Here is a 21,864-nt window from a genome sequence, read left to right as displayed (position 1 = left end):
CGCACTCCCCGGTCAGACCCGCATGGGCTGCGGCGACTCGCGCCGCCCGGCTTCCGGGCCGGGGTACTCGCGGATGATCTCGTACCGGGTGTTCCGCTCCACCGGGCGGAATCCGGCGTCGCGGATCAGCTCCAGCAGATCGTCGCGGGTCAGCTTGTTCGGCGTGCCGTAGTTGTCGGCATCGTGGGTGATCTTGTACTCGACCACCGAGCCGTCCATGTCGTCGGCGCCGTGCTGGAGCGCGAGCTGCGCGGTCTGGACGCCGTGCATCACCCAGAACACCTTGACGTGCGGCACGTTGTCGAAGAGCAGCCGGGAGACGGCGAAGGTCTTCAGCGCCTCGGCGCCGGTGGCCATGGTGGTCCGGGCCTGGAGCTTGTTGCGGACCTTGCCGTCCTTCATGTCGACGAAGTCGTGCTGGTAGCGCAGGGGGATGAAGACCTGGAAGCCGCCGGTCTCGTCCTGGAGCTCACGCAGCCGCAGTACGTGGTCGACCCGGTGGCGCGGCTCCTCGATATGCCCGTAGAGCATGGTGCTCGGGGTCTTGAGTCCCTTGCTGTGCGCCAGCCGGTGGATCCGCGACCAGTCCTCCCAGTGGGTCTTGTGGTCGACGATGTGCTGGCGGATCTCCCAGTCGAAGATCTCGGCGCCGCCGCCGGTGAGCGATTCCAGACCGGCTTCGATCAGCTCGTCCAGGATGTCGGAGGCCGACATTCCGGAGATGGTCTCGAAGTGGTGGATCTCGGTGGCGGTGAACGCCTTCAGTGAGACGTTCGGCAGCGCCTCCTTGAGGGCGGAGAGCGACCGGGGGTAGTAGCGCCACGGCAGGTTGGGGTGGAGCCCGTTGACGATGTGCAGCTCGGTGAGGTTCTCGTTCTCCATCGCCTTGGCGAGGCGGACGGCCTCCTCGATCCGCATCGTGTACGCGTCCTTCTCGCCCGGCTTCCGCTGGAACGAGCAGTACGCGCAGGACGCGGTGCACACATTGGTCATATTGAGGTGCCGGTTGACGTTGAAGTGGACGACGTCACCGTTCTTGCGGGTACGCACCTCGTGGGCGAGGCCGCCGAGCCAGGCCAGGTCGTCGGAGTCGTAGAGCGCGATCCCGTCCTCACGGGTCAGCCGCTCACCGGCCAGGACCTTCTCCTCCAGCTCGCGCTTGAGCCCAGCGTCCATGCGCCCGCCTCCCACTTTCCTGATCCGTCGAGCCTCGTCCATCGGGCTCCGTCCACGGTACTTGGCCCGCCCCCGGCGGGCGGGAGTGCCCCCACCGAGCCCCCCGCCGAGCCCCCGCCGAGCCGCCGGCCGGGGCCGTGCAGCCCCAGCCGTCCGCCGGGTCATTCCTGGGCGGGCAGATCCCCGACGCGGTTCTCCCACTTGGTGGAGAGGACGATCGTGGTCCGGGTCCGGGAGACGCCCCGGGTGCCGCTGAGCCGCCGGATGGTCTTCTCCAGGCCGTCGACGTCATTGGCCCGGACCTTGAGCATGTACGAGTCGTCGCCCGCGATGAACCAGCAGTCCTCGATCTCGTCCAGATCGCGGAGCCTGCGGGCCACGTCCTCGTGGTCGGCGGCGTCGGAGAGGGAGATCCCGATCAGGGCGGTGACACCGAGCCCGAGGGAGGCGGCGTCGACGGTGGCGCGGTAGCCGGTGATGACCCCCGCCGCCTCCAGCCGGTTGATCCGGTCGGTGACGCTGGGCCCGGAGAGCCCGACGAGCCGTCCCAGCTCGGCGTAGGAGGCCCTGCCGTTTTCGCGTAGGGCCTGGATGAGCTGCCTGTCCACCGCGTCCATAAACCTGGCGCCTTCCATTATTCAGCAATCCAGTGAGTATCAGAATGAAACTAAGGGATGCGGGGAGTTGTCCCTGCGATCCCTGGAGAGTCCGTCGGTATGTCTGTCGGTACGGATCTTCTGCCGCCCGACTCGGCGGGCGGGCCGGTACGGTACGGCCGGCGCCCTCAGCCCGTCCCCGTCGCCGTTCCCGTCCCCTCGGCCGCGTCGGCGGCCTTCTCGGCTCCGGCCGGGCCATCGGCCCCGGCGGCCTTCCTCGCCGTGCCGCCGATCTCGCCCTTCCAGCGCCCGTAGAGGGTGTGCGGCACCCCCACGGCGTCGAGCGCCCGACCGGCGACGAAGTCCACCAGGTCCTGGATGTGCGTCGCCCCGGCGTAGAACGCGGGCGACGCGGGCAGGACGACGGCCCCGGCCTGGTCGAGGGTGACGAGATGCCGCAGGGTCTGCCCGTTGAGCGGGGTCTCGCGTACGGCGACGACCAGCGGCCGCCGCTCCTTGAGCGTCACGCTCGCCACGCGCTGGAGCAGATCCTTGGAGAGCCCGAGGGCCACCCCGGCGACGGCGGCGGTCGAGGCGGGCACGATCAGCATGCCCTTCGCGGGGTACGACCCCGAAGACGGCCCGGCCGCGAGGTCCCCGGCGTTCCAGTACCGCAGCCCGTCGAGATCCCCGGTCCCGACGCCGAACGTCCCGGCCCGCCCGTCGGCGCCCCGTCCCAGCCACTCGGCGAGGTCGTCCCGCCAGTGCGCGTCCCGGAAGGAGATCCCGGTCTCGTCCAGCAGGGTCAGCCGCGAGGCCCGCGACACCACGAGGTCGACGCTCTCGCCCGCGTCGATCAGCCCCCGCAGCACGGCGGCGGCGAACGGCGTCCCGGACGCCCCCGACACCCCGACGACCCAGGGCCGCCGTACCCCGTCCCGCGGTTCTTCCCGTGCTGCTTCTCGTACTGCCTCCACACGGGGAGCCTATCCGGGTCCGCGACCGGGCCACTCACCGTCCTCAGCCCTCGGTGAGCCATCGGTCAGCGGCCCCTTTCCGGCCCGCTCGGGCCATCGGGGAAGAGCCGGTCACTTCCCGGGGTCGACCGGCAGCACGGAGGTGTCGAAGACCAGCTTGCCGAGTGATGTGCCGACGGTGATCCGCTCCCCGTACGGAAGAGTGTCGCCGCCCCGGTAGCCGTCGGGGCCGGGGTGCCGGCGGATGCGCAGTTCGCCCTTGGTGGGGTCGAAGATCAGGTAGTGGGCGATGCCGCGGGCCGCGTAGTGGCGGTCCTTGATCTCGTAGTCGTTGCGGACACTGCTCGGCGACACGACCTCGACGGCCAGTTCGAGCAGATCCGCCGGGTACCAGGACAGATTGCGCCGCTCCTCCGCCGCCGGAATCACGGCGAGATCGGGGCAGAACTCGTTCTCGTCGGTGAAGGGCACGGCGACATCGCTCACCAGAGCCCACTCCGCCGCGAGCTGCGGCTCCAGCAGCATCCACAGACGCATGATCGTCTCGTTGTGGAACGGCCGCAGGGGGCACAGCACGATGTTGCCCTCGACCAACTCGGTCCGATGGCCGGGGAACATGTCCTCGAACCGGCCGAGCCGCGAACGAGGGCGTTCCGCCTCGGGGTCGATCACGGCGACGGCACCTCCACAGTTGCCCCTCACAGAGCCCGGAGACTAATCACACCGTCAGACCACGCACCACCAGATCCAGCAGGGCGAACACGAAAAGGGTAATTCCGATAAAACCATTGACCGTGAAGAACGCCCGGTTCAGCCGGGACAGGTCGTGCGGCCGGACGATGGTGTGCTCGTAGCCGAACGCCGCCGCGACGATCACCAGGCCCACCCAGAAGAACGCCCCCGCGTCGGTCGCCAGGCCGTACCAGGCCAGCAGGGCCGTGGTGATCACATGGCAGGCGCGGGCGCCGTGGAGCGCGGCCGGGACGCCGAAGCGGGCCGGGACCGACTTCACGCCCTCCGCCCGGTCGGCGGCCACGTCCTGCGAGCCGAAGATCAGATCGAAGCCGCCGATCCAGACGCCGACCGCGACACCGAGGATCACCGCGTCCCACGACCAGGTGCCGGTGACCGCGAGCCAGGCGCCGATCGGGCCGATCGCCTGGGCCAGGCCGAGAATGGCGTGCGGGAAGTTCGTGAACCTCTTCCCGTACGGATAGACCACCATCGGGACCACCGCGACCGGCGCCAGCGCCAGACACAGCGGGTTCAGCGCCGCCGCCGCGCCCAGGAAGACCGCCAGCGCGATCAGCGCCCCGGTCCAGGCGGACCGTACGCTCACCGCGCCCGTGACCAGTTCGCGCCCGGCGGTCCGGGGATTGCGGGAGTCGATCTCCCGGTCGATGATCCGGTTGCAGGCCATGGCGAAGGTCCGCATCCCGACCATGGCGACGGTGACGATCAGCAGCTCGGTCCAGTGGACGCTCCTGTCCACCTGGTACATCGCGGTGAGGGCGGCGATATAGGCGAACGGCAGGGCGAAGACCGAGTGCTCGATCATCACCAGCCGCAGAAACGCCTTGACCTTGCCGCCGCCGGAGGCCGCCGGGCCGCCGCCCTGCTCGGTACCGGGGACGGCCCCCGCCGGAGAGGCCGCGGCGCCGTCCGCCGTCACAGGCCGTACTCCTTCCAGCGCCGGTCCACCAGCGCCGAGGTGTCGGCGTCGGACTCGACCATGTTCGGCCAGCCCCGGGTATACCCCTCCTCGGGCCACTTGGCGGTGGCGTCGATACCCGCCTTCCCACCCCAGAACTGCTGGTAGGAGGCGTGGTCCAGATGGTCCACCGGCCCTTCGGCCACGGTCAGGTCGCGGGCGTAGTCGGTGTTCCCGAGGGCCCGCCAGGCCACCTCGTGCAGATCGTGGACGTCGCAGTCCTTGTCCACCACGATGATCAGCTTCGTCAGCGACATCATGTGGGCGCCCCAGATCGCGGACATCACCTTCTGCGCGTGCTTGGGGTACCGCTTGTCGATGGAGACGATCGCGCAGTTGTGGAAGCCGCCCGCCTCGGGCAGGTGGTAGTCCACGATGTCCGGCACGATGATCTTCAGCAGGGGCAGGAAGAACCGCTCGGTGGCCCGGCCCAGCGGACCGTCCTCCGTCGGCGGCCGGCCGACCACGATCGACTGCAACAGCGGGCGCTTCCGCATGGTGACGCAGTCGATGGTGAGCGCCGGGAAGTCCTCCTGCGGCGTGTAGAAGCCGGTGTGGTCGCCGAACGGCCCCTCCGGCAGCATCTTCCCCGGCTCCAGCCACCCCTCCAGGACCACCTCGGCCTGTGCGGGCACCTGCAACGGCACGGTCTTGCAGTCGACCATCTCGATCCGCTTGCCCTGGACGAACCCGGCGAACAGGTACTCGTCGATGTCGCCGGGCAGCGGCGCGGTGGAGGCGTACGTCACCGAGGGCGGGCAGCCGAAGGCGATCGCGACCGGCAGCCGCTCACCGCGCCGGGCGGCGACCTGGTAGTGGTTGGCGGAGTCCTTGTGGATCTGCCAGTGCATACCGATGGTCCGGCGGTCGTGCCGCTGGAGCCGGTAGAGCCCGAGGTTCCGTACCCCGTTCTCCGGGTGCTTCGTATGCGTCAGCCCCAGGTTGAAGAAGGAGCCGCCGTCCTCGGGCCAGGTGAAGAGGGCGGGCAGCGCGTCGAGATCGACCTCGTCACCCTGGAGGACGACTTCCTGCACGGGAGCGTCCTTCACCTTCTTCGGCGGTACGTGGATCATCGTGCCGAGCTTGCCGAACGCCTCGCGGACCCCGATGAAGCCGTGCGGCAGCTCGGGCTTCAGCAGCCCGCCGATCTTCTCGGAGATCTCGGAGTACGACTTCAGCCCCAGCGCCTTCAGCAGCCGCCGGTCCGTACCGAAGACATTCATCGCCAGCGGCATGGACGAGCCGCGGACGTTCTCGAAGAGGAGGGCGGGCCCGCCCGCCTTGTTCACCCGGTCGACGATCTCGCCGACCTCCAGGTGCGGGTCGACCTCGGCCTTGACGCGCTTGAGGTCTCCCTCGCGCTCCAGGGCCCTGAGCAGGGAACGAAGATCCTCATATGCCATGGGCCCCAGTATCCGGTACCGGCTACCCTGGCCAGGTCACCGGGTGCCCGCCCGCGCCCCGCAGCCTCTCCTTGGGGGACCGTCACCACCATGCTCCGGTATCTGCCGTTCCTCCTGGTCCTGGCGCTGTGGATCTATGCCTTCATCGATGTGCTGAACACCCCGGAGAAGGAAGTCCGCAACCTTCCCAAGCTGGCGTGGATCTTCATCGTGCTGCTCTTCGGCGAGGTGCTGCTGGGCCCGATCGCCTGGTTCGTCGCGGGTCGCCCGCGCCGTACGGCCGCGTACGGCGGCGGCTCCGGCGGCGGCATCTTCTCGGGCGGCGGCGGCCGGGGCGGCGGCTGGGTGGCGCCCGACGACAATCCGGACTTCCTGAAGTCGCTCAACGACGAGACGAAGCGGAACGGCCCGGCGGGCGGCGCGGACGGCAAGCCGGACGAGGAGAAGGCGCCGGAGCGCCCCGAGGACGACACGAACAAGAAGAAGGACGACGAGAAGTAGGCCGAGTAGTCGTCCCGGAGGAGCACTCGTGGAGCTGCGCCTGCTGATCACCTTCGCGAAAGTGGCGGAGCTGGGCGGTTTCACCGCTGCGGCAACCGAGCTGCGGTACGCCCAGTCCAGTGTGACGGCGCAGGTCAAGGCGCTGGAGTCCGATCTCGGCGTCCAGCTCTTCGACCGTCTCGGCAGCCGGATCCGGCTCACGGCGGAGGGTGAGCGCCTGGTGCCGTACGCCCGCCGGATCATCGATCTGCACGACGAGGCGCGGGCGGCGGTCGCGGAGACCGGGGAGCCGGAGGGCGCGCTGACCGTCGGGACGATGGAGTCGCTGACGTCGTACCGGCTGCCGCCGCTGCTGGAACTCTTCCACCACCGCTATCCGGCGGTACGGCTCGCGCTCCGCCCGGCCCTCGGCGACGAGACCCGCCGGGCGGTGCTGAAGGGCACGTACGACCTCGGCTTCCTGATGGACCCCGCGACCGAGCACCCGGGGCTGACCACGGAGGTCCTCACCCAGGAGCGCCTGGTCCTGGTCGCGGCGCCCCGCCACCGGCTGGCCGCGCCCGGGACCGCGCCGCTGACCTCGGCGGACCTGGTGGGCGAGCAGTTGCTGGGCACCGAGCCGGGCTGCCCGTACCGCGACCTCTTCGAGGCGGAGCTGCGCCGCGTGTCGGGCACGGCGCCGCCGTTCCGGGAGTACGGCACGCTGGAGGCGGCCAAGCAGGGGGTGGCGGCGGGCCTGGCGATCGCCCTGCTGCCCCGGGTGACGGTCCGCTCGGAACTGGCGGCCGGTTCGCTGGTGGCGCTGCCGTGGGAGCCGCCGTTCCGGCTGTTCACGCAGGTGGCGTGGCGGGAGGGGAAGCGGCTGCCGGGCCATGTCCGGCTCTTCATCGACGAGACGCTGAGGCTGATCCGGGAACAGGAGTCGGAGCCGGGCCCGGAACAGGAGCCGGGGCCGGGGCCGGGGCCGGATCTTGAGCCGGGGCTGTCCGGGACGGCCGGTTGACGCGCAGGCTCGCGGCGACGATCAGCGGCAGCCCGAGAGCCTGGAGGGGCCCGATGTGGTGCCCGTACACCGCCCAGTCGACGAGCAGCGCGACGGCCGGATAGACGAAGGCGAGTACGGCGATCCCGGCGGTGGTCAGCCGCTGGTAGGCGGCGTACATCAGGACGTACATCACCCCGGTGTGCAGCACCCCGAGACCCACCAGCCACGCCCACCCGGCGCCGAGCCCGCCGACCTCGGCGAACTCCGCGAGCGGCAGCAGCAACGGCAGCCCCACCAACACCTGTACAAGCGCCACGAGATGCGGCCGGACCCCGGTGACCCGCTTGGTGATCAAGGTGGAGGCGGCGTAGAGCAGGGCCGCGAGCAGGGCGAACCCGACCCCGGAGAGGGACGCGGAGTCCCCGGGCCGTACCCCGGACACGAGGACGAGCCCCCCGAAGGCGACCACGAGCCACCCCGACTGCCCCCGCGTCAGCCGCTCCCGCAGCACCACGGCCCCCAGCAGCACCAGGAAGAACGGCTGGGTGTGATAGACGACGGTGGCCAGTGAGATCGAGCTGTTCTCATAGGCGGAGAACAGGAACACCCAGTTCAGCACGATGAGCACCCCACCGAGGGCGGCCAGTCCGAGGTTCCGGGGGGTGAGCCCGTGATCCTTGAAGTACCCGCGTACGAGGGCGTATCCGGCGAGGGCGAGCGCCCCGAAGAGGCACCGGAAGAGTACGACGGTGGAGGGCGCGGCGGTCGACTCGACGACGAACACCCCGATGGTCCCGGAAAGCACCATGGCGGCGGTGAGCTGCACCGCGCCGGTCTGGTCACTGGTCATACCGGCGACGCTAGGAGGGGAGGGGCCCGGGGATCGAGCGCGTACTGGGCAGTCCTGCCGATGTTCCGATCGGCGCGACCGATACCCGCAGGTCAGGGGCGTCCAGTGGCGTACGTCAGAAACCCGCCCCAGGCCCGCGCGCTGAGATCGAGCCAACCCCCGCCAGGATTCTTGGAGTCCCGGACGTGGATGGTGGCGGGGCAGGTGGCGACCTCGACGCAGTCGTCGCCGGAGCCGCCGCTGTAGCTGGACTTGTGCCAGTCCATGGCCACCTCGACACAGTTGCCGTGCCCGCCGCTCTTGCTGTAGCTGCTCTTGAGCCAGACCAGATCGGTGGCGCGCATCGGGGCTCCTCATCTCGGCCGGGACGGCTTGACGCGACGGCCCAGCGTAGGGGCCGGACCGCGCGCCCGGCAGAGCATCGGCGAAAGAACGGCCGGAACAGGCCGCCGAGGCTATTGGCTTCCGGCCCGGCGGCCTGTTCGGGGCGATCAGCTCCGGGCGTAGGAGAGGAAGCTCGTCCAGACCCCGGGGTCGACGGCGAGCCGGGGCCCGTCGGGAACCTTGGAGTCACGGACGTGGATGGTGGTGGGGCAGGTGGCGACCTCGACGCAGTCGTCGCCATCACCGCCGCTGTAGCTCGACTTGTGCCATGACAGGGCCACCTCGACACAGTCCCCGTCGCCACCACTGCTGTAACTGCTCTTGAACCAGGCCAGGTCTGTGCTGCTCATAGCGCTCCTCGCATCCGCTGCAACAGGCCCAGGGAGTCTTCGAAGGAGAGGGCCTGTGAGCGCATCCTGGCATGCCTCGTCTGGAGCACGCTGATCTCTTTGGCCTCGGAGATGAACTGACCTCCGCGCTGCCCCTCGCAGTAGGCGAACCACCGGTTCTCGGGCGTCTCCAGCAACCGCATCGGCCCGTCCAACCCCGCATGATGCCCTTGCCTCAACGGCATGATCTGAAGCTCCACATTGCGCAGTTCGGCCACCTCAAGCAGCCGGTCGATAGACGCACGGGTGACTTCGGGACCACCGGTTCCCCGGAGCAGAACGTGCTCCTCCAGGATGAAACTGAAGATGGTGTCCGGCCGGTCCCGCAGCAGTCGCTGCCGCTCCATGCGCTCGGCCAACCGTGCCTCTATCACGGTGTCGTGCGACGACGGCAGCTGATTCTCAAAGAGGACCCGCGCAAACGACTCGGCTTGCAGCAGCCCCGGGATCAGCCGGTTCTCATAGGTGTAGAGGGTGATCGCCTGCTCCTCCAGCAGGGCCCACTGCCGGAACCAGTCCGCCAGCCCCGGCCGCCGCGCCAGTTTCTTCGCCGCGCCCTCGATCGCGCCGAAGCCGTCCAGGACGTCCTCCGACCGCGCCACGAAGGCGAGTGACGGAAAGCGGCGCCCCTGCTCGATCGACCCGACCGTGGGCACGGAGTACCCGACGACCGACGCGAACTGCTCCTGCGTCAGCTCGGCGCGCCGCCGAAACGCCTTGATGACCTCCCCGAAGACCCGGAGACTGTCCAACGCCTCCGGCTCCGCGCTCTTGCCCGCCCAGGATTCGGGCTCGCCGTCACCCTCCGGGCTCTCGACGTCATGCGTCTCGTCCGTCATGACAGGGCACCTCCCGCACACATGCCTCGGTGAACCAACTCACCGATCGTGACGGCGTGTTCACGGTGCGTCCAGTCCGGGAACTCGTACAGTGCGGCAGCGTACGAGTCGCCGAGCTGGAGACCCGGGCACCTCGTCGCCACATTGACCCCATGGCACCCCCCGCAACCCACCCGGCGCCGGTCACCGTACGTATGTTCTGTCAGCGGTTCAGTTCCACGCCGCTCGGCGCGCACCTCGCCCGCCACGCGGCGCTCCGCCAACTCCGTTGCTGGAACGTCCCGTACGAATCCGATGCCGTCCACACCACCGGGCTGATCGTCGCCGAACCGGCCGCGAACGCCGTCACCCACGGCCGGATCCCCGGCCGCGACTTCGAGCTCCGCCTCGCCTTCTCGCCGGCCCTGCTGCGGATCGAGGTCTCCGACACACGCGGCGAACGGCGCCCGCCGAACCCGGGCGAGCTGGCGGATCCGGGTGGGGGTTCCGTCAGCGGCCGGGGGTTACTGCTGGTGGAGGCGCTGGCCGACAGGTGGGCCGTACTCGATCGCGTACCGGTCGGAAAGACGATCCGAGCCGAGATCGACCTCCCGCCGCCGAGCTGACCTCACCGGGACGGGTCAGATCCGGGACTTGCGCAGCGAGTGCCATACGTCCCCGGACAGCGCCAGGGCGGACCACGGCAACGAGAGATGCTCGTGCTTCCGGTACAGCCGCCAGTTGTGCTCGACCAGCGCCAGCTTGTTGGAGGACAGCGACCCCGCGCGACCGGCCCGGTAGACGGCCAGCGGCTCCCGCACGCCCCGGGCGGGGTGCCCGTCCCGCATGATGTCCAGCCACAGCGCGTAGTCCTGCCGCTTCGGCATGTCCGGCATGAGCCGGGTACCGAGCGCCTTCCGGTCGTACATGGCGGTCAGGGCCCCGATGTGGTCCTGCATGAGCATGTCCCGGTACGTCACGCGCTCGCGCGCCTCGACGACCCGCCCGTTCGGTACGAAGTCGCACGCCTCGCCCGTGTAGTCGCCGTCGACCTTGTAATAGGAGGTGAACGTCAGCGGGGCGTCGCCCTCGGCGGCGAAGGCGATCTGCCGCTCCAGCTTCTCCGGGAGCCACATGTCGTCACTGTCCAGAAACGCCACGTAGTCGCCACGCGCCCGGGCCATTGCGAGGTTCCGGGCCTTGGCCGCGCCGCCCTGCTCGGGCGCCGCCTCCGGCAGCACGCGCTCGTCCTGGTCGGCCAGCTCCCGCAACATGTCCATGGAGCCGTCGGTGGACGCGTCGTCGGTGATCAGCAGTTCGACGTCGGCATGGGTCTGCGCGAGAACGGAGCGCACCGACGCGCCCAGAGTGACGGCCGAGTTGTATACCGGCATCACCACGGAAACCAGGGGCACGGCGGGGTTCCTTACTGGTGAGGACTGTGCGAGAGGGGCCTCCGACGACACGTGCCGCCGGGGATGGCCACGGTATCAACCCGCTCACCGGCCCTCGAATCCATCCTCCGGAGCACTTCGCCCCTGCGGGACACCACCCGGAAAGTGCCTGTTTCCGTAAGCTGGCGCACATGATGGAGACGACGTACTCGATCGAGGAAGCCGGTGAGCGTCTCAGCGCCATCGCGCACGAGGTCAGCGCCACCGGTGAGCCGGTCGCCATCACCGATCACGGACAGACCATCGCGATACTGATCAGCCCCGCCGACGCTCTGGAGCTCCAGGAGCTGAGGGCACTCGCCGCCTACCGCGCGCGCCAGGAGCACGAAGAGAATCTGGGCGTACCGCATGACGAGGCGTACCGCCGCATTTTCGGCGGGGCAGACTCGTGAGCTACGAGATCATCTGGGAACCCGAGGCCCTCACCCAGGCCGAACGGCTCGCCAAGACCGACCCCGCCGGGGTACGGCAGGTATTCACCGCCGTCGACCGCCTGGCCGACAACCCCCGGCCCAAAGGCGCGTTCGGAAGCTCGGACGTGCTGCGTATCCACGTCGGGATCTACCGTGTTCTGTACGAGATCAGTGATCGGCAGGTCCGCGTCAGCGTGATCCACCTCGGCCGGGTGCGCTGATCGCCCCTGATCACACCGCGCGGCCGCACACCGGCCGGTACATGTGCGCCAACTAAATGAGATCCGGCTTGATCGCTGGAAGAATCGCAGATCAACAAGTGTCGGCCCTGCGTATGCGGGGGTGTTCCCCGGCGGCGACCCGTACGGCGAGTGCTCCTGCTGTCGGCCCCGCGCATGCGGGGGTGTTCCGGACTGCGACGAAACGCAGACCCTGGTCGTCGCGTCGGCCCCGCGTATGCGGGGGTCGACTCATTCAGGAACAAGGCAGCACCCCACCCCATCCGTGACACCCCTCTAGGGCGCTCCGGGCTACCTTGCTCGTATGACAGTTCTGATCATCGGCGGCAGCGGATTTCTGGGTTCCCAGCTCGTCCGGCAGGCGAGATCCGCAGCGCACACGACAATCGCGACGTACGCCACCAAGCCCGGTGACGCCGCCCCGACCGAGTGGCGCCGCCTCGATCTGCGGGACGCGGACAGGCTGGACGCCGTCTTAGCCGAGGTGAACCCGAGCGTCGTCATCAACGCGTCGAGCGGCGGGGCCGACTGGGCGGTTACGGCGCGAGGCCCCGTCCGGCTCGCGATCGTCGCGGCGAAGCGCGGCATCCGCCTGGTCCATGTCTCCTCCGACGCCGTGTTCTCCGGCGTCGGCCGGGCGCTCTACGACGAGTCGTGCCTCCCCTCCCCCGTCACCCCGTACGGCGCGGCCAAAGCGGCGGCCGAAACCGGGGTTCTCGCCGTGTACCCGGAGGCCGTGGTCGCCCGTACGTCGCTGATCGTCGGAGACGGGGACTCCGAGCACGAACGCCTGGTCCACCGGCTCGCGACCGGCGCCTTCGACGGTGCCCTGTTCACCGACGAGTTCCGCTGCCCCGTCCACGTCACGGACCTCGCGGCGGCGCTGCTGGAACTGGCGTCGAGTGACGCGTCCGGCATCCACCACATCGCGGGGCCGGACACCCTCAGCCGGTACGAGTTCGGCGTCCTCGTCGCAGAACGGGACGGCCTCGAAACCGCCCGGTTGCCCCAGGGCACCCGGGCGACGAGCGGCCTCCCCGGAGCACTCGACGTCCGCCTGGACAGCCGGGCGACTCAGCGCCGCCTCCGCACGACGCTGCGGGGCGCTCGGCAATTCATTCGGAACGCGACGACGTAAGTAGCTGCCGGGACGGGCCCGCTCGGCGCCGAGACGCGGTCGGGCGCGGCCGGCTCCTGCTTCAGGGCCACAGCGCTGCGCGCGGCCCTACGCTCGACGGCAGTCTCGCCCGACCCACGTCGCGATGGCCTTCTTGTACCCCTGCGGCATGACAAGACCCGATACCTCGTCGGGCGCGAAGAGCCCGATCTGCTTGTGCTCGTGACTCAGCACAGGGGCGCGGTCGGGGGTCAGGACCGTACAGCCGTAGGTCACGATCAGCACTCGGCGCCCCGGGATCGGCTCGTAGATCCAGACCCCGCCGTCGATCAGAGGACCGGCCTCGACGGTCCAGCCCGTCTCTTCGCGGAGTTCGCGTTCGACGGCGCGCTCCGGGCTGTCGTCACCGGGACCGCCGTCGAAGGGCAGCTCCAACCGTCCACCGGGGAGTTCCCACTCCTCCCGCTCGTTCTTCAGCAACAGCACCCGACCCTGCCGGTCCAGGGCCACGGCCTTGACGGATACGGGCCAGCGGGAGGGTGTGTACGCCATGAGGTCCTCGATCTGCGCTGCGTAGGCCGGGCCGTCTCGGGGTCCGCAGATGTCGCACCGGCGGCGGATGTCGACCCTCGGATCTCGTACTGCTCGTGAGGTACGGCCCGAGCCCACACGGATTCGAAGGCGTCGGCGCAGAGCTTCGCGACCGCCGGATCGTCGCTGATCTCGCCGTCGCCGGGCGCTCCGTCGCCGCTGAAGTGGTTCCAGCGGATCGTCTTGCCGTCGATGAGCCAGAAGTCGTTCCCCGGGAGCGCCAGATCGGATGCCCGCCGCCGAGGCAGCCACCGCACCTGCTCACCCGAGGCCACGTTGGCGGTGGTCTCGTCGTACTCGTACCGGATGTACTCGGTCACGGGTTCGGAGACGATCCGGGCCCGGCGTACGACGACACCCCGCGCGACCAAGCCGGAGATCAAGGTGTGCCAGGGACCCCACCAGGAGTCCCGGTCGCCCCAGTCGGTCCGGTGCCCCGCCTGCCACGCGTCGAATTCCTCCTGCTCGTCCGCTACGGCGTAGACATCACGCATCTCCAGGTGCACGGCGGACTGACGGGCGGAGCCGAGCAGTTCATCCCAGGTGGGGATCGGCGGATGCATAGCATGCCTCCTTGAGGGTGGGATCGTCCGAACGGGAACCCGGACAACTGTCTCGTTCGGCAGAACCTCGTCCGCGCGCCCGGGGCGAGGCCCGCCTGTCGGTAGTCGCAGATCGCCTCAGTAGTGGCCGCTTACGACTGGCTCGGCAGGTCGGTCAGAGGACGTGGAATGCCCTGCGCTCAGGGCTCCGATCCGCAAGATCGGTGCGCACGGCGGAAAGCTAGCGGGAGCCGGACCCTCTTCACAATGGCGCAAATGCCCGATCGCCGCGATCTGCTCTGCCCGGTCGGAAGTACGCGTCAAGTCCGGCTCTGCTGCTAGCCTGCCGGTCCGTCCAGGAGGCCCGCGCCTGTGTCCGACACTCACGTCTTCTGCGCTCGTCAAAGCACGGCCCGCTCGTTCCAACTAAATGAAACGCGCACTCCCCGCTGAAGAAACACCAGCTCAGGAAGTGTCGGCCCCGCGCTTGCGGGGATGGTCCCGTCCGCCGGTGGCAGGTGTCGCCGAGCGGGGTGTCGGCCCCGCGCCTGCGGGGATAGTCCGCGACCCGCGGCCGCAGAGCACTCACCGTCCCAGATCCGCCGACGTCGCGCCGTCACGGGTTGAGGTCAAGAACGCGGACCGGTCTACCGTCCCATCGCTTCGGCATGGTGGTGGCGATGACGGCCCCCTCCGGCCGGTCCGCAGTGGGCTGGGCCGCGTGCCGGCTGTGGGCCGCGGCCCAGGTCTCCTCCCGGGCGACGGCCAGCGCGGCGGCCAGGTCGAGGTCGAGGACGGTGATGCCCGGCAGCGTCGCGAGGTGCTCGGCGGTCCCCGGCCGGGCGCGGTCGGCCTCGACCAGCGCGCACGCAGGGGCGTAGAGGAACCAGCCCGGCTCGGCGTGAGCCCGGTGGATGAGACGGGAGGCCAGGATGTTGCCCTGCCCGGCCGCGGTCATCGCGGTCTCGTCCAGGACGATGTGCATGCTGCTCACCGGCCGCCCGCCAGCCCGAGACGCCGGTCCAGCTCGCTGTCCAGGTCCCGTTCCCCGGCGGGGCTGGGGGCGTAGCCGTTCCACGCCGCGAGAGCGGCCTTCGCCTGTTCGGCGCGTTCGGCGCGTTCGGCCGGGGTGAGCAGGGTCTCGGCGAGGCGGGCGAGGTACGCGCGCAGGGACAGGCCCTCGGCCGCGGCAATGGCGGCGAGCCTGTCCTTGGCTTCCTCGGGGATACGGACATTGGCGTCGGACATCAGCGTGCTCCTTCCCATCCCTTTAGAGTACGGGTACGTACCCGTACCCGTACTCGATCTGCGTCAGCCCGTCGTCGGCCCCGCGTCCGCGGGGATGCCCCCTACCAAGGCCCGCACATCATCGGCGCCGCGCCCTGCTCCCCGCGACCTGCGGGGATGGTCCCCTCACCGACGAACAGAACGACTTCGACATCGCGCCCTCCCCGCCGTCGCGGGGTTCACACAGCACCATCAACGCGCGGAGCCCGCCGCCGCGAACATGTCGCGGGGGCGGGCTCCTGGAGCAAAGAGGTCCGGGCTACGCGTACGAGTGCAGACCCTGGACGAACATGTTGACGCCGTAGTAGTTCCAGAGCCAGCAGGCGAACGCGATCAGGCCCAGGATCGCCGCCTTGCGGCCCTTCCAGCCGGCGGTGGCGCGGGCGTGGAGGTAGCAGGCGTAGGCGACCCAGGTGATGAAGGACCAGACCTCCTTGGGGTCCCAGCCCCAGTAGCGGCCCCACGCGTCGCCCGCCCAGATGGCGCCGGCGATGATCGTGAAGGTCCAGAGGGGGAAGACCGCCGCGTTGACGCGGTAGGCGAACTTGTCGAGTGTCGCGGCCGACGGCATGCGTTCGAGGACCGAGGACGCGAAGGCGCTCGGCTTGTCGCCGCGGGCCAGCTTGGACTCGTAGGAGTCGCGGAAGAGGTAGACGATGGAGCCCGCCGCGCCGATGTAGAAGACCGCGCCGCAGAAGATCGCCGTGGAGACGTGGATGACCAGCCAGTACGAGTCCAGCGCCGGGACGAGCTGGTCGCTCTCGGTGTAGAAGACCTTCACGGCCAGGCCGAGGTCCGTCAGGATGGTGCCGGTCAGGAGCAGGCCGAGCCAGCGGACGTTCTTCTTCGCCGCGAGGAGGGCGAGGTACGCGCCCACGACGACCGCGCCGAGCGTGATCGAGAACTCGTACATATTGCCCCACGGCACCCGCTCCACCGAGAACGCGCGGGTGACGACGCCCGCCGCCTGGAGCCCCCAGGCGAGGACCGTGAGGGCGATCGCGATCCGGCCGTACAGGTCGCCCTTCTCCGTGCCGCCGGCCGCGCCGGGGCCGTCCGGGACGTCGCGGCTGCCCGTGGCGGAGCGGGTGACGACCTTGGGCTTGTCGAGGACGGCCGTGCCGCCCTCCTTCCCGCGGACCGCGACGGCGGGGGCCTTCGCCGACGAGGACGCCGACGCCGGGGTCAGCGCCGCCGCCGTACGGCCGACTTTGCTGCGGCTGCCGAAGATCCACTCGGCGATGTGCGCGAGGAAGGCCAGGGTGTAGACGGCCATCGCGGAGTAGATGAGGTTGTTGCTGTACTCGGCGAGGGTCTCGTTCGTCGCGGCGGCGAGATTCACTTCTCAGCCCCTTCGGCAGTCACTGCGGGATCTTGGGGGTCGTCGGGTTCGGAGGAGGAAGAGGAAGCGGAGGCGGAGGCGGAGGCGTCCTTGGAGGTCGGCTTCGAGGCATTCTCCTCGGGTTTCCCCGCCGATTTGCCGCCGGGGGTCTCTTCCGGCGTGGTGTCGCCCGCCACCTGCGGCTCCGCCGCCGTCGGCGCCTCCGCGTGCAGCAGTGCCACCAGCTCGCCCAGCTCCTCCGGGAGCTTCGCCGACTCGCTGCGGCCCAGGCCCGCCATCTCGATCACCGTCACACCGTCCCGGCCGGTGACCGCCCGGACCCACACCCGGCGGCGCTGGATGAAGAGCGACGCCGCCAGGCCGACGATCGCGGCGATACCGCCCGCCAGCGCCCAGCCGTTGCCGGGCTGCTCGGAGATCTGGAAGCTGGCCCACTCCTTGATCTCCGTCTCGAAGGTGATCGAGCCCGCGCCGTTGGGGAGGGTCATCGTCTCGCCCGGCATCAGGAGGGCCTTGAAGATCTCGCCCTTGTCGTCCTTGAACTGGGTGAGCTTCCGGGTGTCGAGCTGGTACACGTTCTGCGGCAGGCCGGAGTCGACGCCGAGACTGCCGTGGTACGCGTTGAGCGCCAGGACCGGGAAGTCGAGTCCGGGGTACGTGGAGAACATCGGGCCGCCCAGCGGGGTGTCCTCGCCGCCGTGCTTGCCGTCGCTGCCGAACGTCGGCACGAACCACGCCTTGAAGGCGAGCTGCTCCTTCTTGCCGTTCTTGTCGCGGTAGCCGTCCATCACCTTGACCGCGCCGGACGAGGTGATGTTGCCGTCGACCGGGAGCATCGGTACGGCGACCTTGTCGTAGACGATCTTGCCCCGGCCGTCGCGGACGGTGACCACGGGTGCGTAGCCGTGGGAGAGGAGGTGGACCTTGGTGCCGTCGATGTCGAGCGGCTTGTTGACCTCGATGACGCGCTCGCGACCCTCTTCGCCGATCTTCCCGGCGAGAACCTTCGCCTCGAAGGTACGGGCGGTGCCCTTCTGCGGGCCGCTGCGCTCGTACGTCGCGTCGAAGCTCTTCAGGTCGAACCAGAACGGGTCGAGCTTGTCGTTGTCGTAGAGGGCGCCCGAGCGGAAGTCGTCGTACTGGGTGAGCGTATTGGCGAAGCCGTCGCCCTCGACGATCAGCTTGCCGCCCTCGGACTTGAAGAGCTGGCCCGCGGCGAAGGCGATCAGCATCACGATCAGGGAGACATGGAAGATCAGGTTCCCGGCCTCGCGGAGATAGCCCTTCTCGGCGGCGACGGCGTTCTTGACGACATGGACCCGGAAGCGGCGCTTCTGGAGCAGGGCGAGGGCGGCCTCGCGGACCTGCTCGGGCTCGGCTTCCGTACGCCAGGTCGTGTACGCGGGCATCCGGTTGAGGCGGCCGGGGGCGCCCGGCGGCAGGGAGCGGAGCTGGCCGACGAACTGCCAGGTGCGCGGGAGGATGCAGCCGATCAGGGAGACGAAGAGCAGGATGTAGATCGCGGAGAACCAGATCGAGCTGTAGACGTCGAAGAGCTGGAGCTTCTCGAAGATCGGGGCCCAGAACTCGTTCTCCTCCTTCCAGGTCCGCACCTTCAGGTCGTCGACCATCCGCTGCGGGATCAGGGATCCGGGGATGGACGCGAGGGAGAGCAGGAAGAGCAGGAGCAGGGCGACCCGCATGGAGGTGAGCTGGCGCCAGAACCAGCGGGCCCAGCCGATCACTCCGAGGGTGGGGCCGCCGACGGCGGTGGGGCTCTCCTCGCGGGGGGCGGTGGAGAGCTGGGCCCCGGCCGCCGCCTCCCGGCTCGCCTCGTCGTCGGCGCCGCTGCCGTCGGCCGCCCGGCCGTCGCGGTTCCGGGTGTCGGTGTCGGTGTTGCTCATCGGGGTCAGATCCCTACCGTGAAGTCGCTCGTCCAGACCTGCACCTGCTGCATCATGGTGTCCCAGACGCCGGTCAGCATGAGCACTCCGGTCGCGATCATCATGATGCCGCCGATCCGCATGACCCAGACGTAGTGCCGCTTCACCCAGGCGAACGCGCCGAGCGCCTTGCGGAAGGCGACGGCGGTGAGGATGAAGGGCAGTCCGAGGCCGACGCAGTAGGCGAAGGTCAGTGCGGCGCCGCGGGTGGCGCTCCCCTGATCGGCGGCGAGTGACATCGCCGCGGTGAGGGTGGGGCCGATACAGGGCGTCCAGCCGACGCCGAAGAGCGCGCCCAGTATCGGCGCGCCGACCAGCCCGGTGGCCGGGCGGGTGTGGAACCGGAACTCGCGGCGGGTGAGCCAGGGCATACCGCCCATGTAGAAGGCGCCCATCAGCACCATCACCACACCGAGGACCCGGGTCAGCGTCTCCTGGTGCTCCATGAGCGTCGCGCCGAAGTAGCCGAAGAGCGCGCCGCCGGAGACGAAGACGGCGGAGAAGCCGAGGACGAAGAGGCTGGCGCCGGCGAGCATCCGGCCGCGCCGGGCGTCGGCCAGATCGGTGCCGCCGGTGCCCGTGACGTACGACAGATAGCCGGGGACCAGCGGCAGCACGCACGGGGAGAAGAACGAGATCAGGCCCCCGAAGACCGCCACCGGGACGGCGAGCAGCAGGGTGCCGGTCATCACGGTGGGGTTGGGGTGCGTCGAAGCGAGCAGGGCCACCGGCTCCGCGTACATCACCGGATCACTTCTCCGCGATCACGGGGTCGAGCATCGAGCGGAGCTGCTTCTCGGAGAGTCCGCCGAGGAAACGCGCCGCGATCTTTCCTTCCCGGTCGAGGACGACCGTGGAGGGAATGGCCTGCGGATTCAGCGTGCCCTTGGGGAAACCACTGATGATCAGTTTGCCCGTGGGGTCGTAGATGCTGGGGTAGTTGACCTTGTAGTCCTTCTCGAACTCGATCGCCGGGCCCTTGTCGCGGTCCCGGACGTTGAGGCCGACGAATTCGACGCCCTTCGCCTTGGTGTCGGCGGCGACCTTCACCAGGGCCGGTGCCTCGGCCCGGCAGGGCGGGCACCAGGAACCCCAGGCATTGATGACGACGATCTTGCCCTTGAGGTCGGCGATGTCGAGCGCTTCGCCTTCGAGGGTGTCGCCCGCGATCTTGCCGACGGGCTTGCGGTCGCCCTTGGCGACGGTCGAAATTCCGCTGTTGCTGCTGACGAAGTTCGTCTGACCGCCGCCACCGGACGTGCCCCCGTCCGTGCACGCGGACAGGGTGAGCGCCCCGGCCGCCGCCAGGGCGGCCGTGAGGGCGGCGCGATGCGCACGACTATGGCTCATGTGAAAAGTTTCGCATGGCCTATTCGGCGATCTTCCGGGCACCCCCTCGGTGCCCGGAAGCGACCCATTGGACGGCGGGCGCCCTTTGTCAGACGGCCTTAAGGAAAGTGTTCCAGCCGCCGGTGGGGGCCTGTCCGACATCGAGGGTACGGAGCTTCGCGAGGACTCCGGCGTCCTGGACGTCGAGCCAGTCGCAGAACTGCCGGAAGGAGACCAGGCGGACGTCCTTCTTCCCGGCCATGCCCTTGATCGCGTCCTCGACGGCGTCCATATAGATGCCGCCGTTCCACTGTTCGAAGTGGTTGCCGATGAAGAGGGGCGCGCGGTTGCCCTCGTAGGCGCGCCGGAAGCCCTCCAGGTACGCGCCGGTGGCCTGCTTGCGCCAGCCGGGGCGCTTGGCGGTGACGCCGTTGGACGAGAAGCCGGACTGGTTGACCATGAAGTTGTAATCCATGGAGAGCACCTCGAAGCCCCGGCCGGGGAAGGGCAGGGACTGCAGCGGCAGATCCCAGATTCCCCGGCGCTCGACCGGCCAGGTCTGCCGGCCGCCGGGTGAGCTGGCGTCGTACCGCCAGCCCAGCTTCCTCGCGGTCGGCAGCAGCCGGTCCTGGCCGAGCAGGCAGGGGGTGCGGCCGCCGACGAGTTCCCTGGTGTAGTCGAAGGGCAGCGGGTCGAGATCGGTCCAGCCGGTATGGGTGCGCCACTTGGTGACGAAGTCCACGGCCTGGGATATCTCGTTCTCCCAGTCGGCGGGGGTCCAGCGGGCCACGGAGCGCGAGCCCTCGCCGCAGAAGTGGCCGTTGAAGTGCGTGCCTATCTCATGGCCGTCGAGCCAGGCCGCGCGCAGCCACTTCAGGGTGTTCTTGATGTTGGCGTCTTCGAGATAGCCGATGTCGGAGGCGCCGACCCGGTTGTTCGGCGGGCGGTAGAGATTCTTCTTCGATTCCGGCAGCAGATATATGCCGGAGAGGAAGAAGGTCATCGTGGCGTCGTACTCTTTCGCGATCTTGAGGAAGCGGGGGAAGAGTCCGTCGCCGACGTCCCCGGCACCGTCCCAGGAGAAGACCACGAATTGGGGCGGCGCCTCGCCGGGGCGGAGCGGGGTGGCGGCGGGCGGCTGGTTCGGCTGGGGTCCGGTATCGGCGGTGGAGCCGTCCCCGATCGGGCGGGAGGGCCGCCCTGAAGGGTCGTTTTTCGTACGGCCGGGATCCCCGGCTCCGGCACCGCCGCCAGGGGCGCTGTCGACGCTTCCGCCCGAGCCGCCGGAACCGCCGGTACCGCAGCCGGCGAGCCCGGCCGTCGCGGCGACGGAAAGCCCCGTCCCCAGAAGTCCCCTACGGCTGATGTCACGCATAAAGATCTTTCCCATCCGCTTCCGTCCCCCGTGTACGCGATAAGAGGGGGGACTCGGCGGGCGGGTTCCCGATAACTCACTCAATATGCCCGGAGTTTCAGGATGGTTATAAGGAGAGAGGAAGAAGGGGGCGGCGGGTGCGTGGTGGTTCGGTATCCGGTTCCAGGGGCGTATGTGACAGGCGGGAAACAACCCGGGAAATGGTCGGGAACACGGGGGCGGGTCGGGGAACCGATTCGACGCGAATTCCGTCGCCCCGGCCGCGCGGGGCGGAATCGATGAGCCGGGGGGGGAGCCCGGGGCCGGTGAGCCGGGAGCCCGGGGCCGGTGGGCCGTACGGCGGTACGGCGGTACGGCGGTACGGCGGTACGGCGGTACGGCGGTACGGCGGTACGGCGGTACGGCGGTACGGCGGTACGGCGGTACGGCGGTACGGCGGTAC

General features: G+C 69.5%; 25 protein-coding genes and 1 pseudogene. 6 read left to right on the top strand and 20 right to left on the bottom strand.

Annotated elements, in window-relative coordinates:
• Nucleotides 1-12: 12 nt before the first annotated feature.
• The 6 genes from mqnE to ABZ714_RS08180 form a co-directional block, all read right to left on the bottom strand.
• A complete protein-coding gene (gene mqnE, locus ABZ714_RS08205) occupies nucleotides 13-1,176 on the bottom strand; it encodes an aminofutalosine synthase MqnE (protein ID WP_358824334.1) in 1,164 nt (387 codons plus the stop codon).
• Between the two features lie 161 nt (nucleotides 1,177-1,337).
• Complete coding sequence (locus tag ABZ714_RS08200; RefSeq protein ID WP_358824333.1) at nucleotides 1,338-1,793, bottom strand: Lrp/AsnC family transcriptional regulator; 456 nt, start codon at nucleotides 1,791-1,793, stop codon at nucleotides 1,338-1,340.
• A 167-nt stretch (nucleotides 1,794-1,960) separates the two neighbouring features.
• The gene (locus tag ABZ714_RS08195) at nucleotides 1,961-2,749 is read right to left on the bottom strand and encodes a UbiX family flavin prenyltransferase (protein ID WP_358824332.1); all 789 of its coding nucleotides are present in this window, start codon (nucleotides 2,747-2,749) and stop codon (nucleotides 1,961-1,963) included.
• Between the two features lie 111 nt (nucleotides 2,750-2,860).
• Entirely contained in the window at nucleotides 2,861-3,421 is a 561-nt protein-coding gene (locus ABZ714_RS08190; protein WP_358824331.1) for a Uma2 family endonuclease, read from the bottom strand.
• A 46-nt stretch (nucleotides 3,422-3,467) separates the two neighbouring features.
• Nucleotides 3,468-4,421 carry a menaquinone biosynthesis prenyltransferase MqnP gene (mqnP, locus tag ABZ714_RS08185; RefSeq protein ID WP_358824330.1) on the bottom strand — a complete coding sequence of 318 codons (954 nt, stop codon included), beginning with the start codon at nucleotides 4,419-4,421 and terminating at the stop codon, nucleotides 3,468-3,470.
• A complete protein-coding gene (locus ABZ714_RS08180; RefSeq protein WP_358824329.1) occupies nucleotides 4,418-5,863 on the bottom strand; it encodes a menaquinone biosynthesis decarboxylase in 1,446 nt (481 codons plus the stop codon). Before ABZ714_RS08180 ends, mqnP begins: the two co-directional genes overlap by 4 nt.
• Before the next feature lie 90 nt (nucleotides 5,864-5,953).
• On the opposite strand from ABZ714_RS08180, the gene ABZ714_RS08175 reads away from it, so the two are divergent.
• Together ABZ714_RS08175 and ABZ714_RS08170 are read left to right on the top strand one after the other, a co-directional pair.
• Nucleotides 5,954-6,364, top strand: a complete 411-nt coding sequence (locus ABZ714_RS08175; protein WP_358824328.1) for a PLD nuclease N-terminal domain-containing protein — start codon at nucleotides 5,954-5,956, stop codon at nucleotides 6,362-6,364.
• Nucleotides 6,365-6,392: 28 nt separating this feature from the next.
• Nucleotides 6,393-7,367 (top strand): LysR family transcriptional regulator, encoded by a 975-nt coding sequence (locus ABZ714_RS08170; protein WP_358824327.1) that lies wholly within the window; start codon nucleotides 6,393-6,395, stop codon nucleotides 7,365-7,367.
• Here ABZ714_RS08170 and ABZ714_RS08165 read toward each other — a convergent pair.
• From ABZ714_RS08165 to ABZ714_RS08150, 4 genes are all read right to left on the bottom strand, one after another.
• Nucleotides 7,249-8,199 carry a DMT family transporter gene (locus ABZ714_RS08165; protein ID WP_358824326.1) on the bottom strand — a complete coding sequence of 317 codons (951 nt, stop codon included), beginning with the start codon at nucleotides 8,197-8,199 and terminating at the stop codon, nucleotides 7,249-7,251. The genes ABZ714_RS08170 and ABZ714_RS08165 overlap by 119 nt on opposite strands.
• A gap of 92 nt (nucleotides 8,200-8,291) precedes the next feature.
• A complete protein-coding gene (locus tag ABZ714_RS08160; protein ID WP_358824325.1) occupies nucleotides 8,292-8,543 on the bottom strand; it encodes a DUF397 domain-containing protein in 252 nt (83 codons plus the stop codon).
• A gap of 147 nt (nucleotides 8,544-8,690) precedes the next feature.
• Nucleotides 8,691-8,933 (bottom strand): DUF397 domain-containing protein, encoded by a 243-nt coding sequence (locus ABZ714_RS08155; protein ID WP_358824324.1) that lies wholly within the window; start codon nucleotides 8,931-8,933, stop codon nucleotides 8,691-8,693.
• Nucleotides 8,930-9,811, bottom strand: a complete 882-nt coding sequence (locus tag ABZ714_RS08150) for a helix-turn-helix transcriptional regulator (protein WP_358824323.1) — start codon at nucleotides 9,809-9,811, stop codon at nucleotides 8,930-8,932. Before ABZ714_RS08150 ends, ABZ714_RS08155 begins: the two co-directional genes overlap by 4 nt.
• Before the next feature lie 152 nt (nucleotides 9,812-9,963).
• On the opposite strand from ABZ714_RS08150, the gene ABZ714_RS08145 reads away from it, so the two are divergent.
• Nucleotides 9,964-10,416 (top strand): ATP-binding protein, encoded by a 453-nt coding sequence (locus tag ABZ714_RS08145; protein ID WP_358824322.1) that lies wholly within the window; start codon nucleotides 9,964-9,966, stop codon nucleotides 10,414-10,416.
• Between the two features lie 15 nt (nucleotides 10,417-10,431).
• Here ABZ714_RS08145 and ABZ714_RS08140 read toward each other — a convergent pair whose 3' ends face one another.
• The gene (locus ABZ714_RS08140) at nucleotides 10,432-11,205 is read right to left on the bottom strand and encodes a glycosyltransferase family 2 protein (RefSeq protein ID WP_358824321.1); all 774 of its coding nucleotides are present in this window, start codon (nucleotides 11,203-11,205) and stop codon (nucleotides 10,432-10,434) included.
• Nucleotides 11,206-11,375: 170 nt separating this feature from the next.
• Here ABZ714_RS08140 and ABZ714_RS08135 point away from each other — a divergent pair, with 170 nt between their 5' ends.
• From ABZ714_RS08135 to ABZ714_RS08125, 3 genes are all read left to right on the top strand, one after another.
• Nucleotides 11,376-11,636: a type II toxin-antitoxin system Phd/YefM family antitoxin gene (locus ABZ714_RS08135; protein ID WP_358824320.1), complete on the top strand. Its 261-nt coding sequence runs from the start codon at nucleotides 11,376-11,378 to the stop codon at nucleotides 11,634-11,636.
• A complete protein-coding gene (locus tag ABZ714_RS08130; RefSeq protein WP_358824319.1) occupies nucleotides 11,633-11,878 on the top strand; it encodes a type II toxin-antitoxin system RelE/ParE family toxin in 246 nt (81 codons plus the stop codon). Before ABZ714_RS08135 ends, ABZ714_RS08130 begins: the two co-directional genes overlap by 4 nt.
• A gap of 322 nt (nucleotides 11,879-12,200) precedes the next feature.
• Nucleotides 12,201-13,034 carry a sugar nucleotide-binding protein gene (locus ABZ714_RS08125; protein ID WP_358824318.1) on the top strand — a complete coding sequence of 278 codons (834 nt, stop codon included), beginning with the start codon at nucleotides 12,201-12,203 and terminating at the stop codon, nucleotides 13,032-13,034.
• An 87-nt stretch (nucleotides 13,035-13,121) separates the two neighbouring features.
• On the opposite strand, the gene ABZ714_RS08120 is transcribed toward ABZ714_RS08125, so the two are convergent.
• The 9 genes and pseudogenes from ABZ714_RS08120 to ABZ714_RS08080 form a co-directional block, all read right to left on the bottom strand.
• Nucleotides 13,122-13,565: an NUDIX hydrolase gene (locus tag ABZ714_RS08120; RefSeq protein WP_358824317.1), complete on the bottom strand. Its 444-nt coding sequence runs from the start codon at nucleotides 13,563-13,565 to the stop codon at nucleotides 13,122-13,124.
• A 77-nt stretch (nucleotides 13,566-13,642) separates the two neighbouring features.
• Nucleotides 13,643-14,167 (bottom strand): annotated as a pseudogene (locus ABZ714_RS08115) (DUF6879 family protein); the annotation flags it as partial.
• A gap of 595 nt (nucleotides 14,168-14,762) precedes the next feature.
• Nucleotides 14,763-15,131 carry a hypothetical protein gene (locus tag ABZ714_RS08110; protein WP_358824443.1) on the bottom strand — a complete coding sequence of 123 codons (369 nt, stop codon included), beginning with the start codon at nucleotides 15,129-15,131 and terminating at the stop codon, nucleotides 14,763-14,765.
• Between the two features lie 5 nt (nucleotides 15,132-15,136).
• The gene (locus ABZ714_RS08105; protein WP_358824316.1) at nucleotides 15,137-15,394 is read right to left on the bottom strand and encodes a hypothetical protein; all 258 of its coding nucleotides are present in this window, start codon (nucleotides 15,392-15,394) and stop codon (nucleotides 15,137-15,139) included.
• 298 nt (nucleotides 15,395-15,692) lie between these two features.
• A complete protein-coding gene (gene ccsB / locus ABZ714_RS08100; protein ID WP_358824315.1) occupies nucleotides 15,693-16,775 on the bottom strand; it encodes a c-type cytochrome biogenesis protein CcsB in 1,083 nt (360 codons plus the stop codon).
• Nucleotides 16,772-18,679, bottom strand: coding sequence for a cytochrome c biogenesis protein ResB (locus tag ABZ714_RS08095; RefSeq protein WP_358824314.1), 1,908 nt, complete (start codon nucleotides 18,677-18,679; stop codon nucleotides 16,772-16,774). Before ABZ714_RS08095 ends, ccsB begins: the two co-directional genes overlap by 4 nt.
• A gap of 5 nt (nucleotides 18,680-18,684) precedes the next feature.
• Nucleotides 18,685-19,461 (bottom strand): cytochrome c biogenesis CcdA family protein, encoded by a 777-nt coding sequence (locus ABZ714_RS08090; protein ID WP_358824442.1) that lies wholly within the window; start codon nucleotides 19,459-19,461, stop codon nucleotides 18,685-18,687.
• Nucleotides 19,462-19,468: 7 nt separating this feature from the next.
• Nucleotides 19,469-20,068: a TlpA disulfide reductase family protein gene (locus tag ABZ714_RS08085; RefSeq protein WP_358824313.1), complete on the bottom strand. Its 600-nt coding sequence runs from the start codon at nucleotides 20,066-20,068 to the stop codon at nucleotides 19,469-19,471.
• Nucleotides 20,069-20,156: 88 nt separating this feature from the next.
• Entirely contained in the window at nucleotides 20,157-21,422 is a 1,266-nt protein-coding gene (locus ABZ714_RS08080; RefSeq protein ID WP_358824441.1) for a hypothetical protein, read from the bottom strand.
• Between the last annotated feature and the right edge of the window lie 442 nt (nucleotides 21,423-21,864).

Origin of the sequence: Streptomyces sp. NPDC006798 (genome assembly GCF_040635975.1) — a bacterium.
GTDB lineage: Bacteria > Actinomycetota > Actinomycetes > Streptomycetales > Streptomycetaceae > Streptomyces.
Note: the sequence above shows the minus strand (reverse complement) of the source record. Positions and strands in the feature narration are given on the sequence as shown.

Coding starts and splice junctions, on each gene's coding strand:
- mqnE (WP_358824334.1), bottom strand. CDS start 1,176: ATGGACGCTGGGCTCAAGCGCGAGCTGGAGGAGAAGGTCCTGGCCGGT.
- ABZ714_RS08200 (WP_358824333.1), bottom strand. CDS start 1,793: ATGGACGCGGTGGACAGGCAGCTCATCCAGGCCCTACGCGAAAACGGC.
- ABZ714_RS08180 (WP_358824329.1), bottom strand. CDS start 5,863: ATGGCATATGAGGATCTTCGTTCCCTGCTCAGGGCCCTGGAGCGCGAG.
- ABZ714_RS08175 (WP_358824328.1), top strand. CDS start 5,954: ATGCTCCGGTATCTGCCGTTCCTCCTGGTCCTGGCGCTGTGGATCTAT.
- ABZ714_RS08165 (WP_358824326.1), bottom strand. CDS start 8,199: ATGACCAGTGACCAGACCGGCGCGGTGCAGCTCACCGCCGCCATGGTG.
- ABZ714_RS08160 (WP_358824325.1), bottom strand. CDS start 8,543: ATGCGCGCCACCGATCTGGTCTGGCTCAAGAGCAGCTACAGCAAGAGC.
- ABZ714_RS08155 (WP_358824324.1), bottom strand. CDS start 8,933: ATGAGCAGCACAGACCTGGCCTGGTTCAAGAGCAGTTACAGCAGTGGT.
- ABZ714_RS08150 (WP_358824323.1), bottom strand. CDS start 9,811: ATGACGGACGAGACGCATGACGTCGAGAGCCCGGAGGGTGACGGCGAG.
- ABZ714_RS08145 (WP_358824322.1), top strand. CDS start 9,964: ATGGCACCCCCCGCAACCCACCCGGCGCCGGTCACCGTACGTATGTTC.
- ABZ714_RS08135 (WP_358824320.1), top strand. CDS start 11,376: ATGATGGAGACGACGTACTCGATCGAGGAAGCCGGTGAGCGTCTCAGC.
- ABZ714_RS08125 (WP_358824318.1), top strand. CDS start 12,201: ATGACAGTTCTGATCATCGGCGGCAGCGGATTTCTGGGTTCCCAGCTC.
- ABZ714_RS08120 (WP_358824317.1), bottom strand. CDS start 13,565: ATGGCGTACACACCCTCCCGCTGGCCCGTATCCGTCAAGGCCGTGGCC.
- ABZ714_RS08110 (WP_358824443.1), bottom strand. CDS start 15,131: ATGCACATCGTCCTGGACGAGACCGCGATGACCGCGGCCGGGCAGGGC.
- ABZ714_RS08105 (WP_358824316.1), bottom strand. CDS start 15,394: ATGTCCGACGCCAATGTCCGTATCCCCGAGGAAGCCAAGGACAGGCTC.
- ABZ714_RS08095 (WP_358824314.1), bottom strand. CDS start 18,679: ATGAGCAACACCGACACCGACACCCGGAACCGCGACGGCCGGGCGGCC.
- ABZ714_RS08090 (WP_358824442.1), bottom strand. CDS start 19,461: ATGTACGCGGAGCCGGTGGCCCTGCTCGCTTCGACGCACCCCAACCCC.
- ABZ714_RS08085 (WP_358824313.1), bottom strand. CDS start 20,068: ATGAGCCATAGTCGTGCGCATCGCGCCGCCCTCACGGCCGCCCTGGCG.
- ABZ714_RS08080 (WP_358824441.1), bottom strand. CDS start 21,422: ATGCGTGACATCAGCCGTAGGGGACTTCTGGGGACGGGGCTTTCCGTC.